General features: G+C 64.0%; 20 protein-coding genes and 2 tRNA genes. 5 read left to right on the forward strand and 17 right to left on the reverse strand.

What is annotated here, in order from left to right:
- Positions 1-31: 31 nt before the first annotated feature.
- The 15 genes from E2L06_RS07205 to moaA form a co-directional block, all read right to left on the reverse strand.
- Complete coding sequence (locus E2L06_RS07205; protein WP_138780010.1) at positions 32-469, reverse strand: hypothetical protein; 438 nt, start codon at positions 467-469, stop codon at positions 32-34.
- Positions 470-657: 188 nt separating this feature from the next.
- A complete protein-coding gene (gene rpsB / locus E2L06_RS07210; RefSeq protein WP_138780012.1) occupies positions 658-1,464 on the reverse strand; it encodes a 30S ribosomal protein S2 in 807 nt (268 codons plus the stop codon).
- On the reverse strand, positions 1,461-2,666 hold the full coding sequence (gene eno / locus E2L06_RS07215; protein ID WP_138780014.1) for a phosphopyruvate hydratase: 1,206 nt from the start codon (positions 2,664-2,666) through the stop codon (positions 1,461-1,463). Before eno ends, rpsB begins: the two co-directional genes overlap by 4 nt.
- Positions 2,663-2,848, reverse strand: coding sequence for a DNA-directed RNA polymerase subunit K (locus tag E2L06_RS07220; RefSeq protein ID WP_138780016.1), 186 nt, complete (start codon positions 2,846-2,848; stop codon positions 2,663-2,665). Before E2L06_RS07220 ends, eno begins: the two co-directional genes overlap by 4 nt.
- A gap of 2 nt (positions 2,849-2,850) precedes the next feature.
- Positions 2,851-3,045, reverse strand: coding sequence for a DNA-directed RNA polymerase subunit N (locus tag E2L06_RS07225; protein WP_138780018.1), 195 nt, complete (start codon positions 3,043-3,045; stop codon positions 2,851-2,853).
- 12 nt (positions 3,046-3,057) lie between these two features.
- The gene (locus E2L06_RS07230; protein ID WP_008012916.1) at positions 3,058-3,456 is read right to left on the reverse strand and encodes a 30S ribosomal protein S9; all 399 of its coding nucleotides are present in this window, start codon (positions 3,454-3,456) and stop codon (positions 3,058-3,060) included.
- Complete coding sequence (locus E2L06_RS07235; protein ID WP_138780020.1) at positions 3,450-3,899, reverse strand: 50S ribosomal protein L13; 450 nt, start codon at positions 3,897-3,899, stop codon at positions 3,450-3,452. The genes E2L06_RS07230 and E2L06_RS07235 overlap by 7 nt, the downstream gene beginning before the upstream one ends.
- Positions 3,896-4,249, reverse strand: coding sequence for a 50S ribosomal protein L18e (locus E2L06_RS07240; RefSeq protein ID WP_008012913.1), 354 nt, complete (start codon positions 4,247-4,249; stop codon positions 3,896-3,898). The genes E2L06_RS07235 and E2L06_RS07240 overlap by 4 nt, the downstream gene beginning before the upstream one ends.
- An 84-nt stretch (positions 4,250-4,333) precedes the next feature.
- A tRNA-Leu gene (locus tag E2L06_RS07245) sits at positions 4,334-4,418 on the reverse strand.
- A gap of 129 nt (positions 4,419-4,547) precedes the next feature.
- Positions 4,548-5,297 (reverse strand): DNA-directed RNA polymerase subunit D, encoded by a 750-nt coding sequence (locus E2L06_RS07250; protein ID WP_138780022.1) that lies wholly within the window; start codon positions 5,295-5,297, stop codon positions 4,548-4,550.
- A gap of 3 nt (positions 5,298-5,300) precedes the next feature.
- Positions 5,301-5,690 (reverse strand): 30S ribosomal protein S11, encoded by a 390-nt coding sequence (locus tag E2L06_RS07255; protein WP_008012909.1) that lies wholly within the window; start codon positions 5,688-5,690, stop codon positions 5,301-5,303.
- Between the two features lie 3 nt (positions 5,691-5,693).
- Entirely contained in the window at positions 5,694-6,215 is a 522-nt protein-coding gene (locus E2L06_RS07260) for a 30S ribosomal protein S4 (protein ID WP_138780024.1), read from the reverse strand.
- A complete protein-coding gene (locus E2L06_RS07265) occupies positions 6,215-6,736 on the reverse strand; it encodes a 30S ribosomal protein S13 (protein ID WP_138780026.1) in 522 nt (173 codons plus the stop codon). The genes E2L06_RS07260 and E2L06_RS07265 overlap by 1 nt, the downstream gene beginning before the upstream one ends.
- Before the next feature lie 73 nt (positions 6,737-6,809).
- Positions 6,810-6,892: transfer RNA gene (locus E2L06_RS07270), tRNA-Ser, on the reverse strand.
- A gap of 189 nt (positions 6,893-7,081) precedes the next feature.
- The gene (gene moaA / locus E2L06_RS07275) at positions 7,082-8,053 is read right to left on the reverse strand and encodes a GTP 3',8-cyclase MoaA (RefSeq protein ID WP_138780028.1); all 972 of its coding nucleotides are present in this window, start codon (positions 8,051-8,053) and stop codon (positions 7,082-7,084) included.
- Positions 8,054-8,359: 306 nt separating this feature from the next.
- On the opposite strand from moaA, the gene E2L06_RS07280 reads away from it, so the two are divergent.
- The 4 genes from E2L06_RS07280 to E2L06_RS07295 all read left to right on the forward strand — a co-directional run bounded on the left by E2L06_RS07280 (position 8,360) and on the right by E2L06_RS07295 (position 11,546).
- On the forward strand, positions 8,360-8,581 hold the full coding sequence (locus tag E2L06_RS07280) for a hypothetical protein (RefSeq protein ID WP_138780030.1): 222 nt from the start codon (positions 8,360-8,362) through the stop codon (positions 8,579-8,581).
- A gap of 158 nt (positions 8,582-8,739) precedes the next feature.
- Positions 8,740-9,345 carry a flavin reductase gene (locus tag E2L06_RS07285; RefSeq protein ID WP_138780032.1) on the forward strand — a complete coding sequence of 202 codons (606 nt, stop codon included), beginning with the start codon at positions 8,740-8,742 and terminating at the stop codon, positions 9,343-9,345.
- On the forward strand, positions 9,342-10,532 hold the full coding sequence (locus E2L06_RS07290) for a M20 family metallopeptidase (protein ID WP_138780034.1): 1,191 nt from the start codon (positions 9,342-9,344) through the stop codon (positions 10,530-10,532). The genes E2L06_RS07285 and E2L06_RS07290 overlap by 4 nt, the downstream gene beginning before the upstream one ends.
- A gap of 6 nt (positions 10,533-10,538) precedes the next feature.
- On the forward strand, positions 10,539-11,546 hold the full coding sequence (locus E2L06_RS07295; RefSeq protein WP_138780036.1) for a hypothetical protein: 1,008 nt from the start codon (positions 10,539-10,541) through the stop codon (positions 11,544-11,546).
- On the opposite strand, the gene E2L06_RS07300 is transcribed toward E2L06_RS07295, so the two are convergent.
- Positions 11,543-13,003, reverse strand: a complete 1,461-nt coding sequence (locus tag E2L06_RS07300) for an RtcB family protein (protein ID WP_138780039.1) — start codon at positions 13,001-13,003, stop codon at positions 11,543-11,545. The genes E2L06_RS07295 and E2L06_RS07300 overlap by 4 nt on opposite strands.
- A gap of 128 nt (positions 13,004-13,131) precedes the next feature.
- A complete protein-coding gene (locus E2L06_RS07305) occupies positions 13,132-13,566 on the reverse strand; it encodes an archease (protein WP_138780041.1) in 435 nt (144 codons plus the stop codon).
- A 187-nt stretch (positions 13,567-13,753) separates the two neighbouring features.
- Here E2L06_RS07305 and E2L06_RS07310 point away from each other — a divergent pair, with 187 nt between their 5' ends.
- Positions 13,754-14,230 (forward strand): N-acetyltransferase, encoded by a 477-nt coding sequence (locus tag E2L06_RS07310; RefSeq protein WP_138780043.1) that lies wholly within the window; start codon positions 13,754-13,756, stop codon positions 14,228-14,230.
- Positions 14,231-14,262 lie beyond the last annotated feature (32 nt).

A 14,262-nucleotide genomic window follows, 5' to 3' on the forward strand; every position in this document is an offset into this window, starting at 1 on the left:
GCAGGCCTACCGGCACTGACTGGAGTCCGTATCAGGAACGCTCCTCGATACCGATCGTTATCGTCACGGCGTCGAGGGCGGTGTCACCACGTTCGACCCTGACCCGATACGTCCTGACGGGATCGTCCGGCTGTGGCGGGGCAACGGAGAAGCCGGTGTGATACCTGGTCGGCGAAAGACCGTTGATGTTCTTGACCTCGAGCGATCCGTTTTCTCGGACCTTGTAGACGACGAGCGAGGTGGAGTCGTTTTCGGTCGCGTTGAGGGCATAGTCGACGTCGAAGCGAGCGCCGTCTAGTTGGTTGATGGTGTCGACGGAGACGTTCTCGATGACGTCGCCGGTTTCGGGCTCGCTGATCGTCGTCGTGTAGTCTCGAGAACCAGTACAGCCGGCGACGATCAGCGTGCTGACGACCAGCACGGTCGCGACGGCGAGGTGCCAGTCTCGGGTGGAGGGCGGCGAGGACATTGTCCCGCTATTCTGTCAGTCACGCATAAATATTATTGATGAAGTTACAGCTATGGGGATGCTGTTGGGATAGCCAGATACCGAGACAGTCACGTCTCACCGGTGGTCTGCCGTCGGCCGTCGATTCGGGCGCTGTGGCTGGTTGTCGCGATACGGTGAGAAAACGAACAGCGCCGATATCGAACGCGTTAGACCGTGCTCTCGAAGTCCTCGAGCGAGTAAGACGGCTCTGCGCCGCGGCGGTCGAGGACCTCGTTTGCGAGGAGCCAGTAGACGACCGAGAGGGCCTTTCGACCCTTGTTGTTCGTCGGGACGACAAGGTCGACGTTACTGACCTGGTTGTTCGAGTCACACATCGCGATGACCGGGATGCCCACCGTGATGGCCTCCTTGACGGCCTGGGCGTCGCCGATCGGGTCCGTGACGACGAGCACGTCCGGCTCGATGTAGCCGTCGTACTTCGGGTTCGTCAGCGTGCCCGGGATGAACCGGCCGGTGCGGGCGCGAGCGCCCACAGCCTCGGCGAACTTTTCGGCCGGGAACCGACCGTACTGGCGCGAGGACGTGACCAGGATCTGTTCGGGGTCGTAGTTGGCGAGGAAGTCCGCGGCCGTGCGGATACGGCCGTCGGTCTTCGAGACGTCCAGCACGTAGAGACCGTCAGTTCGGACGCGGTGGATGAACCGCTCCATGTCGTCGGTCTTCTGCTGGGTCCCGATGTGGACGCCAGCGCCGAGATAGTCCTCGACGGGGATCAGTAGATCCGCTTCCTCGTCGGACATGACGTCGTCGTCGAGGGTCGGACCGGCGTCCTCCTCGGCGGCGTCGTCGGCTTCTTCGGCCTCGGCCGCGGGTGATCCCTCGGCGTCGGCGGGCTGTTCGTCTACTGGCTCGACGTCTGCCTCGGCGGCGGGGCCAGCCCCTTCGGCTGGCTCCTCGTCTACCTCTTCCTCGGCGGCGTCGAGCCCTTCCTGGGTTGCGTCGTTGTCTGTCATGTCGCGTCGTCTGCGATTCGAATGAGCTCGTTGAGCTTTGCGGTTCGCTCGCCGCCGACGGCACCCGTCTTGATGTAGGGGGCGTCGGTCGCGACGGCGAGGTGTGCGATCGTTGCGTCTTCGGTCTCGCCCGACCGGTGGGAGACGACCGAGTCGTAGCCGTTCTCGGTCGCGAGCTCGATCGCGTCGAAGGCGTCCGTCAGCGTCCCGATCTGGTTCGGCTTGATCAGGATGCTGTTGGCCGCGTCGCGATCGATCCCCTCGACGAGACGGTCGGTGTTCGTGACGAACAGGTCGTCACCGCAGATCAGCGTCCGATCGCCGACTTTGTCGGTGAGGTCGGCGAAGGCGTCGTAGTCGTCCTCGTCGAGCGGGTCCTCGACGTAGACGAGGTCGTACTCCTCGACGAGGTCGGCGATGTATTCGATCTGTTCGTCGGTGTCGCGACTCCCGTCGCTGTACTCGTACGTACCCGAGTCGGCGTCGTACAGCTCCGCGCCGGCGACGTCGAGGCCGAACTTGATCTCGAAGCCGACCTCGTCTTCGACCATCGAAACCGCCTCGTCGACGATCTCGAACGCCTCGCCGTCGTCGATCGACGGTGCCCACGCGCCCTCGTCGCCCTTACCGCAGGGGACGCCGCGCTCGGACAGCAGGTCCGAGACGGCGGCATGGACGGCCGCGTTGGCGAAGACGGCGTCTTCGACGCTCGGTGCACCGACGGGTGCCGCCAGGAACTCCTGGATGTCGGTCGCGTCGGCGGCGTGTTCGCCACCGCCGACGACGTTGCCGAGCGGAATCGGGAACGTTTCGCCACGGAACGTGCCACCGAGGTGCTGGAACAGCGGCGCGCCGAGCACGTCGGCACCGGCCTTCGCGGCGGCCATCGAGATGGCGACCGCGCTGTTGGCACCGATCTCCGAGAAGTCGTCGGTGCCGTCGGCGGCGTGCAATGCGGCGTCGACGTCACGCTGGTTGCCCGCGTAGACCTCGCCGACGAGTCGGGGGACGGCGTGTTCTCGAGCCGCGGCGATCGCCTCGCCCGGCGGTCGCTCGACGGCTTCGTACTCGCCAGTGCTGGCCCCGCTGGGGGCTGCAGCACGGCCGAACCCGCCGCTTTCGGTCACGACGTCGGCTTCGACGGTCGGGTTGCCTCGCGAGTCGAGGATGCGTCGCAGTCGGATGTCCGTGATGAGCGTCATTTTCGGTCGTACCCCCGCTTGACGGTAAACGGTAACACGCCGGCGTCGTACTCCTCGGCGGCGATGAGAATCGGTTCCGTCTGGTCGGTCTCGATCAACACCGGCGCGCCATAGGAGACCTGTAGCGCTCGCGCGCCGAGGATGCGTGCTTTCTCGTAGCGGTTGTGCTGTTGTTGTTGCATTGTTACTGGTACGGGGAGACGATGTCGACCAGGTCTTTGTGACTGACGAGCATTCGCCGACAGCAGTAGCGGTCGACGCCGAGCTCGTCGAGGACTTCTTCGGGGTCTTCGTCGCCCTCGTTGGCTCGTTCGTCGAACTCCTCCCAGTGTTCGCCGACGACGTTACCACAGGTGAAACACCGGACCGGTACCATCATGCCTGAATCACCTTAGCGGTAGGACTTCTGGTAGCGCGCCCGAGCGCCCGGGCCGCCCCATTTCTTGGGTTCGGACTGGCGAACGTCGTTGACCAGCAGCGACCGGTCGAACTCCATGAACGCGTCACGGAGTTCGGCGTCGTTCGTGTGCTGGACGATGCCGCGTGCGATGGCGGTGCGGACGGCGTCTGCCTGGCCGCTGATGCCGCCACCCTCGACGCGAACGTCGATGTCCATCTCACTACGCAGGTCCTCGCCGACGATGCGGAACGGCTCGAGCATCTTGAGCCGGGACATCTCGGGTTCGACCAGTTCGACGGGCTGGGAGTTGATTCGAACGCGACCCTCGCCCTCGTGGACCGTCGCTCGCGCGACGGCCGTCTTTTTCTTGCCACTCGTGTTGGTTACCATGTGACGTTAGCACCTAACTGTTCGGACACTTCGTGTAGGTGGACGAAGCGGATGTTCGATAGGCGATCCAGCGACGTTCCCTCGAGCACTTCCGAGTCGCGGTCGTCGTCGTGCTCGTAGGGGTTGCCGACGTAGACGCGGACGCTGTCGAGCGCTTCGCGGCCGCGTGGTTTCTTGTACGGCAGCATGCCGCGGACGGACCGCTTGAAGATCGTGTCCGGTCGTCGCGGGTAGTACGGCCCTCTGTCGGAGCCGAGCTGCAGTCGCGTGCGGTACGTCTCGAAGATGTCTTCTTTGTCGCCGGTGATGACCGCGTCCTCGGCGTTGACGATCGCGACGCGTTCGCCGTCCAGCGCGCGCTGGGCGACTTCGCTGGCGACGCGACCGAGGATGCAGTCACTGGCGTCGACGACGGTATCGGCGTCGAACTCTGCGAGACTCATCGAATCACCCGGACGTCGGAGCCTTCTGGGTTCTCTTCGAGCGCTTGCTCGAGCGGTACCGGTTCGCCGACCTGTTCGATCTTCGTCTCTGCGGACGAAGAGAAGTTGACGGCGGCGACGGTGACGTTTTTCTGTAGTGCGCCGGAGCCCAGCACTTTGCCGGGAACGACGACAGTCTCTTCTTCGCGTGCGTACCGCTCGATGCGGCCCAGGTTCACCTCAGCGTGGGTGCGCCGGGGCTTCTCGAGTCGATCCGCAACGTCTCGCCAGACGTCGGCGTCCGCTTCGCGGGACGTCGACTTCAGCTCGGCGATGAGATCGGTGAGCCTCGGATTGGTCTTGCTACTCATTGGTTTCCTCCAAATCTGCAACTGCTGGCACGTCGACGAGACACGCTTGTGTCGTCGACGGTGGAATCGATTCGTGAGAAGTGATGCAGGGAGCAGGATTTGAACCTGCGGACTCCTACGAGACAGCGCCCTGAACGCTGCGCCGTTGGCCTGACTTGGCTATCCCTGCTCGCACTTCCACATATCCGTCGCCCCTTCAAACCCCTTTCGATTCCAGTGGACGAGCGATCGCCGATCTCGTCGCTCACGGCGTCGGCGAACGGCGCGTCCTGTTCGGGTCGGGGGCGTCGGTTCATATCTATAGCTGTACTGCGTCCTCGAGTTCGGTCGCACGAGCCGCGATCGTCTCTGCGGCTCGCGTGACCAGCTCGTCGACGGTAAAGGAGCCGTCAGTCTCCACGTGGAAGACGAAGGCGTTGGGCACGTCCTCGACCCGGACCTGCTTGCCAGGGTATCGGTTCGAGAGGTCGTGATCGAACTCGCTTGTCGAGACGAGCTCGCCGTCGTCTTCGATCACACCGCGGATGATCCGGCTCTCTTGCTCTTCGAACTCGGGGAGATCACCGTCGACCTCCACGCGCTGGAGGTGTCGGTAGCCGACCGCGACCCCACCCTGATGTTTGGCGTGGTCTTTCCCGCGGTCGATGACGGCGTCGGCCTCGGCCTCGAGGCGCTGGCCGTCTTTGAGTTCGATGATCGGGACGTTCTCGTCGGCTGGCTGGACGAGCTCGTCGCTCGAGACGAGGTCGCCGGAGTAGGCGGTGGCCGGCCCTTCGACGTCGATCGAGAGCGTGACGGTGTCGTCCTCGGCGAACTCGCCGACCGGTGGCGTCGTCAGTGGGACGAGCCCGAGTCGGAGCGCGAGTTGCTCGTCGAACATGACCGACGAGTTCTCGACGAACCGGACGGTGTCGATTGCCATGGTCGGCACGTCGGCGACCATCGCGCGACGGATGCCGTTGGCGAACGCGGGTGTCACGCCGCGAACGAGGAATCGTGCCTCACGATCCTCGCGTTCGACGAACTCGACGTCGTACTCCTCTGTCATGATCTAGTAGCCGCCCTTGCCTTTCGGTGCGCGCGATCCGTCGTGTGGGATCGGCGTGACGTCCTCGATGCGCCCGATTTCGATGCCCGAGCGTGCGAGCGCGCGGATCGTCGCCTGCGCGCCGGGACCGGGGGACTTCTGGAGGTTGCCGCCGGGGCCACGCACGCGAACGTGCAGGCCCGTGATGCCGGCCGCTTTGACCTCTTCGGCGATGGACTCGGCCATCTGCATGGCCGCGTACGGCGACGCTTCGTCGCGGTTCTGTTTGACCGCCGTCCCACCGGAGGACTTGGCGATCGTCTCCGCGCCCGTGAGGTCGGTCACGGTCATGACGGTGTTGTTAAACGATGCGTGCACGTGGGCGATGCCCCACTTGTCGTCGTCCTGGCTCATGGTTTACTGACCCTCCGCGCGTTCGGGGTGAAGTTCGTCCGCGAGCGGACTGTTCTCGTCGAAGGCCACCAGGTCCTCTTCGTCGACGTCGACGACGTAAGAGGGAACGCTGTGGCGCTGACCGTCGACCACGATGTGGCCGTGGCTGATGAACTGACGGGCCTGCTGGGTCGTGTTCGCCAGTCCGGATCGGTAGACGACCGTCTGCAGTCGGCGCTCTAAGACGTCCTCGATCTCGAGCGACAGGACGTCGCCGAGTTCGTCGGTTTCGTTGAGGATGCCGACGCGCTTGAGCCGGCCGAGGAACTCCTCGGAGCGGCGGATGACGGTTTCGTCGTCCTGGGCCTGGCCGAGCAGGTCACGAGCCTCGCGCCGGTAGGAGCGAAGCTCGGACTGGGCACGCCAGAGTTCTTCCTTGTTCTTGAGGCCGTAGCGGTCGACAAGGGAGTGTTCGGAGGCGATGCGCTCACCCTGGTAGGGGTGATTCGGCGTCTCGTACTGCTTGGTGTCGGTGCCGAGTGGCATTATTCGCCCTCACCCTCTTCGGCGGCCTCTTCGGCCTGTTCTTCGCGGATCTCTTCGACGTTGACCCCGATGGTGCCCTCCGTACGACCGGTGGACTTGGTGCGCTGCCCGCGGACCTTCTGGCCGCGCTTGTGGCGAGTGCCCTTGTAGGAGTCGATCATCTTCATCCGGTTGATGTCGTGCTGTCGAGTCAACTGAAGATCGTTGCCGATCTCGTGGGTCGTTTCGCCGGTGTAGAAGTCCGACTGGCGGTTGTTGAGCCAGTCAGGTACTTCGTTGGCGTAGTTCTCGACGACCTCGACGACCTCGTCGATGACGTCGTCGTCGAGTCGGCCGAACGTCGCCGTTCGGTCGACACCCGCTTCCTCAGCGATGAGCCGGGCGGTCCGTCGACCGATCCCGTTCATCTCCGAGAGCGAGCGCTCGACGGACTTCGTCCCATCGAGGTCGGTTTGCCCGATGCGGACGAAGTAACGGAGATCTTCGTCGTCTTCTTGTTCTTGAGGTTCTTCCGCGCTCATGATGTCGTGTATCTGTCTCTAGTCTGCGTGCGGTGCAAATCGACTGGCGGGAAAACGCCAGCGAAGGTTCCGACGTTGTGGCGGGGATTCGAACCCCGGAGGCTTGACGCCACATGGTTAGCAACCATGCGCCTTGGGCCGCTTGGCTACCACAACACGGTCGGTCTATCGTCGCCCTCTCGGACTCGGGGATCGCTCCCCTACACGTATTGCACTCGCTCCTACCCCCGTCGAATACTTAAGGGCAACGAAAGACAGCGGCAGGTTATGTCACTCTCTCACACCAATTTCATGCTCGAGTCGATACCTCACGATCCCCACTTTGACTACCGCTGTGGTGAGAACTCAGACCCCAGCGTACTCCTCGATATACTTCTCGTTTATCTCCCACTCTCCCTCCTCGTTTTGTACCATGTACTCACCGTAGTATGGCACCCGATTCGCGACGACCTCGCGAAACGCCTCGCGGATCTCGGATGTGGTCATCTCGCCCATCGATCTGAGATCGTCGTTGCGGTTGAGACAACCCTTCAGGTATCCCTCGTGGGTGACCCGAACCCGGTGGCAGTTCGCACAGAACGTCGGGTTCTCGACGGGATCGACGATCTCGACCATTCCGCCGTTGACCCAGTACCGTTTCCGGTCGTGCATCGCCCGGTGTTCGATCTCGTCGGCCTGCTCGGCCAGCCAGCCGTGGACCCGTTCGATCTCGATGTTCCACTCCGGCTTGCCCGTCAGCTCGGGCATGTACTCGATCAACTGCAGTTGGAGCCCGTCGTTCTCGGCGACGTGGTCGACCATCTCCGGGACGTAGCCCGCCGTGTGCTCGAAGACGACCATGTTGAGTTTGACCGGGTCCAGTCCTGCCTGGAGCGCCGCCTCGACGCCCTCGATGACCTTCTCGTACGCGCCACTCTTCGTGATCTCGGCGAAGTCCGCTGGATCGAGCGCGTCCTGGGAGACGTTGACCCGCTCTAAGCCAGCGTCCACGAGGCCCTCGGCGCGGCCGGGGAGAAAGGAGCCGTTCGTGGTCAGCGAGACTTCCATTTGATCCGGTGTGCGTGCGATGATCTCTTCTAAATCCTGTCGGAGCAGTGGCTCGCCACCGGTGAACTTGACCGCCTCGACGTCGAACTCGGCAGCGACCTCGAGAAAGCGGACGATGTCGTCGGTGTCCATCTCGTTGTCCGCCGGCTCCATCGGCCCACGGGTATCGCCTAACCCTTCGTTGTGACAGTAGACACAGTCGAAATTACACCGATCGGTGAGGGAGACGCGGACACCAGTGACCTCCCGTCCGAACTCGTCGGCGAGCATGCTACTCGGTTACATTCGAATCCGCTTAAGTGCGCCGGCGTGTTCGGGATCTCGTAACCGATTTTGGTTGCAGGAACGTGCGGACATTGCCGGTCGGTCGTGTGGGATGCTCAGCCCCAGTATCATGTCGCTCCGTGTGGCTCTCATTGGCATGAGCACCATCGCGGACTCGCCGTCCCTGCCACTGAGGTCGCACTCCGTGACACGCTCGCTCGAGGAACTCGTCGCTCTCGATGAGCTGTCGTGACGGCCAATTCGGGAGCAAACCGGCAGAAGACCTACCTCGCCCACGTTCGAAGCCGACGTATGGACGAGGATATGCTCACAGACCAGCGTCGGCTCGTCGAGCTCATCGAAGCCGAGGGGTGGGACGTCACCGACCTCGAGCTTTCGGCGTACGACAGCCCGTGGGCCGACGAAGACGACCCCGAGGCGACGGTGACGATTACGGCGCGAAAACCCTACGAGGGAGAGTCGACTGGGGACGAGGACGACGGCGACGACGAGAACCCGTTCCGGCTGAAGTAACTGCCCGGGATCGGTGGCTATGGGCGTTCGATCAGACTCGCGGTCGGACAGCGCGAGCCGAGTCGGTCGGCCTTCAACACGACGCGTTATTCCTGATTTTATATAATTAACAAAACCAGTATGGGGTGTGGGTGTCTATGTAACCCATAGACAACTGAATGACTCTCTCGAACGATCCCGACCTCGTCACGCTGCAGCCGGATCAATCGTTCTTCGAGACGCTGTATACGGCGGCACCGCTGGTGATCGTCGGGACGCGTGACGAAGATGGCTCGGACGACTTGGCCCCGAAACACATGGCGATCCCGCTGGGCTGGGCGGACCAGTTCGGGTTCATCTGTACGCCCGAGCACGGAACGTACCGGAACGTCGAGCGGACGGAGGCGTTCACCGTGAGCTATCCTCGGCCCGACGACATCCTCGACGCCAGCCTCGCCGCGGCACCCCGGACCGCCGAGGGCGATAAACCCTCGCTGACCGAAATCGACACGGTCGACGCCGACGCCGTCGACGCGCCCGCCGTGGCTGGTGCCTACGGCGTCCTCGAGTGCGAACTCGACCGGATCGTCGAGTTCGACGACGGCGAACTCGTCGCCGGCACGGTCGTCGGCAAACACGTCCATACCGACGCCTACCGAAGCGACGACATCGAGCCCGAAACGCTGCTCGAGCAGGCCCCGGTGTTGGCACACCTCTATCCCGATCGGTTCGCCGCGATCAACGAAAGCCAGGCGTTCCCGTTCCCGGAGGGCTTCGAGCGATGACCGCCTCGGAACCGGAACCGGAATCCACCGCCGAACAGCGGATGCAAGAGTGGGCACACGCACATCGTGAGGGCCTGTCGCAGTACCTCCTCGAACTGGTCGAGATGGAGACGCCCACGGAGAACCCCGAGACGTTCGACAACTTCTTCGAGCGGCTGGCGAGTGACCTCCGCGATGTCGGGCTGGAGACCGACCGCGTTCCGGGCGACGAGACCGGTGGCCGGCTCGAGGCGTGGACGCCGGGCCGAGACGACGACGAGATCCAGCTCGTGATCGGGCACGCGGACACCGTCTGGCCGCTCGGCACCGTCGACGACGACCCACCCGAAATTCGCGACGATATCCTCGAGGGTCCGGGCGCGCTCGACATGAAAGGCGGCCTGACGCAGGTCGTCTTCGCGCTTCGGGCCCTCGACGACCTCTCGCTCGAGCCGTCGCTGCCGGTTCACGTCCTCGTCTCGAGCGACGAAGAGATCGGGAGCCCCGAATCCAAGTCCCGGATCATCGACCTCGCAAAGCGGGCAAACCGCGTGTTCGTCCTCGAGCCCGCCAGCGGCCCGGAGGGCAAGATCAAGACCGCACGGAAGGCGGTCGGTCACTTCACGGTCACGATCGAGGGGAAGGCCGCCCACGCCGGACTCGAGCCCGAAGAGGGAGCCAGCGCGACGGAGGAACTCGGCACCGTCATCCATCGGCTCCACGAACTCACCGATATCGACTCGGGCGTCACCGTCAACGTCGGGCAGGTGGAAGCGGGGCTGCGCTCGAACGTCGTTGCGCCGAACGCACGGGCCGAAGTCGATGTGCGCGCACCCACTGACGAGGCAGCCGAGGCCGTCTCGGCGGAGATTCGATCGCTCGAGGCCACGACACCGGGAACCGAACTGTCGATCGACGGTGGGTTCGGGCGACCGCCAATGGAACCGACGGCGGGCAATCGCTTGCTCTGGGAGCGTGTCCAGACGCTCGGAGACCGACTCGGACTCACGCTCGAGGGCACGCACTCGGGTGGTGCGAGCGACGGGAACGACGCCAGCCAGCACGCGCCTACGATCGACGGGTTCGGCGCGGTCGGCGACGGCGCCCACCAGACCTACGAGTACGTCGATCTCGAGGCACTCGTCGACCGAGTCTCGCTGCTTGCCGCCTGTTTGCACGACGAACCGCTTCCAACCGACCACAATTAGTTACGCATGAACGCAGACGTTCACACCTCAGTCACGCGAATCGCCGATCTCGAGCAGCGCTCGTACGATATCGAATCCCGACCCACGTCACAGTGGGAAACGGGTGACTACGTGTTCGCCCGGGTGACCAAACGCCCCAACCCTGGCGTCAGGGTGGAGAACCCGCAGGGCCGACGCGTCGAACTGATGGAGGGTGAGACGATCGTCGGCGCGCTGGGGACCCGTCGCGCGACCCGCGAACTGGTCGGCAGCTGGCGGGATGTCGGCGACGATGGCCTGTTGAATATCCTGACCGGCGGCGGCGTTCTCGGTCGCGTCACCTCGGCGTCGCCGTTCAGTAAGTCGCCGGTCGAGGTCGAATACGAGGGCCACGTCGTCGTCGACGACGACATCGCCCGGATGCGCGAGTACGGCCTGACGGCGACATCGACACCGTCCGAGGTACCGGTCGTCCTCGTCCTCGGCACGAGTATGTCGGCCGGCAAGACCATGACCGGTCGGGTGATCACCCGCGTACTCGTCGAAAACGGGTACGACGTCGCCGCCTGCAAACTGACTGGAGCGGGCACCTACGGCGACGTGTTGTCGATGGAGGTGGCAGGCGCAGACCCCATCTACGACTTCGTCGACGCGGGCCTGCCGACGACGGTCGTCCCCGAAGACACCTTCCGGGAGGCCGTCCGACCCGTCTTCGCCCGGCTCCAGGAGGCGGACGTCATCGTCGCCGAGGTCGGGGCCAGCCCGCTCGAGCCGTACAACGGGGAAGCCGTCGTCGACATGCTCGCGGATCACGTCGCCTTCACTGTCCTCTGTGCATCCGACCCCTACGCAGTCGTCGGGATCGAGGAGGCGTTCGGACACTCGCCCGACCTCGTAGCCGGGATCACGACGAACACGACCGCCGGCGTCGACCTCGTCGAGGAACTCGTCGACTGCTCGGCGCTCAACGTCCAGAACGAGGCGGCCAAGGAACCGCTTGCGGAGTTACTGCTCGAGGCGCTCGCCGACGCTTAGCCTTTGATGTTACAGACGGGGAACGTCCGCGCGACCTTGTCGCCGATCCCCAGTTCGTCGGAGACGCGGACGACCTCGTCGACGTCCTTGTAGACGCCCGGCGCTTCCTCGGCGACCGTCGCGCCCGACTGGGCCTTGACGTAGATCTGATCCTGTTCCTCCAACTGCTGTTGGACGTCGCCGCCCCAGTACTCGTTTTTGGCCTGCGTGCGGCTCATCAGTCGGCCCGCTCCGTGGGCGGTCGACCCGAACGTGAGGTCCATCGAGTTTTCGCCGCCCCGGAGGACGTAGCTGCCCGCGCCCATGCTGCCGGGGATGATGATGGGCTGGCCGACGTCCCGGTAGGCTTTCGGGACGTCGGGATGGCCGGCGGGGAACGCTCGCGTCGCGCCCTTGCGGTGAACGTAGAGCTCGCGCTCCTCACCATCGACCGTATGTGTCTCCTTTTTGGCGATGTTGTGGGCCACGTCGTACAGCAGGTCCATCTCCATGTCCTCCCACGGCCGGTCGAAGACGCGCTCGAAGACCTGTCGCGTGCGGTGCATGATCAGCTGGCGGTTGACCCACGCGAAATTGATCGCCGCGTTCATTGCACCGTAGTAGTCCTCGGCCAGCTGTGAACCCGCGGGCGCGGCCGCGAGTTCCTTGTCCGGCAACTGGTTCAATAGCCCCTGGTGTTGCTGCTCGATCTTCCGCAGGTAGTCGTTGCAGGTCTGATGGCCCAGCCCGCGGGAGCCACAGTGGATCAGGACGACGATCTGGTCTTCGGAAAGGCCGAACGCTTCGCCGACCGCGTCGTCGAAGACGTCGGTCACGCGCTGGACCTCGAGGAAGTGATTCCCCGACCCCAGTGAACCGATCTGATTTTTCCCGCGGTCTTTGGCCTTCTGGCTGATCTTTTCTGGGGCTGCGCCATCGCGCATCCCCTCGTCTTCGCAGTGGAGCAGGTCGTCCTCGACGGCGTAGTCGTTCTCGAGGGCCCAGTCGACGCCGCGGGCGAGGATCTCGTCGACGGTGTCGACGCCGGCCTCGACGACCCCGCCGCCGCCGAGTCCTGACGGAATGTTGGCGAAGAGGGAGTCGACGAGTTCCTCTTCGTGGCCCTTGAGGTCGTCGTAGGTCAGGTTCGTCCGCATCATCCGGACGCCGCAGTTGATGTCGTAGCCGACCGCGCCCGGCGAAATACAGCCGTTTTCGGCGTCGAGTGCGCCGACCCCGCCGACCGGGAAGCCATACCCCTGATGCCCGTCGGGCATACAGATCGCGTAGTTGGTGATGCCGGGCAGGTGGGTCGTGTTTTTGATCTGTTCGAGCGTCTTGTCCTCCTCGATCTCCTTGAGGAGTTCTTTACTGGCCAGTACTCGCGCGGGGGTTCGCATGCCGTCTTCCTGGGGAATCTCCCAGACGTACTCGCGCACCCGCTTGAGCGTGATGCCGTTTGCGTCGAAGGTGGTCATACGCGAACGTCCGACCGCCGCGAAGAAAGATGTTCGTCTCTCGCCTCGTTTATCGAACGCTGGCCTGCGGTTCGACGGGGTGGACCCCCTTCTCGAGTCGGCCACCGGCGTGCCGGTGGGACTGTCGCTTAGACGTCGAAGACGACGTATGCTCCCCAACTCCCGTCATCGGTGCGCTCGAGGCGCATCTCGGAGTAGGTCACGGCCTTCACCTCGCGGGCGTCGATTTCGGAAAGCGGGACACCGCGGGCGCTGGCCTCGAGGGACCACTCCTCGGTGCCGTCGGCCGACTCGACGACGTCGATCGAGTCGACGCGGTGGTCGACGGGGAGTTCCGCCCGGACGTCTCGCAGATAGATCAGTTCATCGAGATAGTCGAACAGGAGCGCCTCGCGGCCTTCGGCTGTCACGGACAGGGAAAAGCGCTCGCCGCCGTCGGACGGGATCTCGTCACAGGAGGCGGCTGCGAGGCCACCGGCCACCGCCGCGAAGGTCGCCTCGAGCGTGTCGCCGGTCGCCGAGACCGCGATGTCGGCCGTGTGGTCGCGCAGTTCGAATCTCATAGCCTCGCTTCGTCGGCCGACCTTCTATGCCCGTCGTTTCGACGCGTCGCCGGCGGTGATCGTTCTGACATGCGATGTGTGAACTGCCCTCTCTGCCAGGCTATCATTGGACGTGGCAGCTGTGTCTGACGGCTCCCAGCATCGGCTGCCGGTGGAATTATATTGATTACGGTGGTAGAGTATGATAGTGAGCGTCAACATCGACAGTCGCGTCGTCGCGCCGGGGAGCGACGACTTCGTCGACGAAGCCTGGCAGCTAAAGGAGGAGATCAACCGTCAGGAAGGCGTGCTCAAGCAGCGATATAACTTCTTTACCGATGCGTATCGCCGTTCGACAGTCCACTGTTACGTTCAGGACGAGGAACTCATCGGGTTCGCGGCCGTTCGACGTGACGGCTATATTCTCTTTCTGGCAGTGTCCCCGGACTATCGCGGTGAAGGCATCGGCAAGCGACTCATCGCCCACGTCGCGGAGGACCACGAGACGATCACGTGTCACGCCCGCACGAGCAACGAGAACGCGTTGCAGTTCTACGAACACCTCGGCTTCGAGATCAAACGCCGGATCGACAATTACTACGAGGATGGCGGCGACGCCTACTACCTGAAACTCGGCTCGGACGTCGGGCTCGCCGATCGAATTTCCGATCTCATCCGACGCTGACGCGTCCGCGACGCTCCGCCTCGCAGGGACAG

The sequence above is a fragment of the Haloterrigena sp. H1 genome (assembly GCF_005938085.1).
Lineage (GTDB): Archaea > Halobacteriota > Halobacteria > Halobacteriales > Natrialbaceae > Natrinema.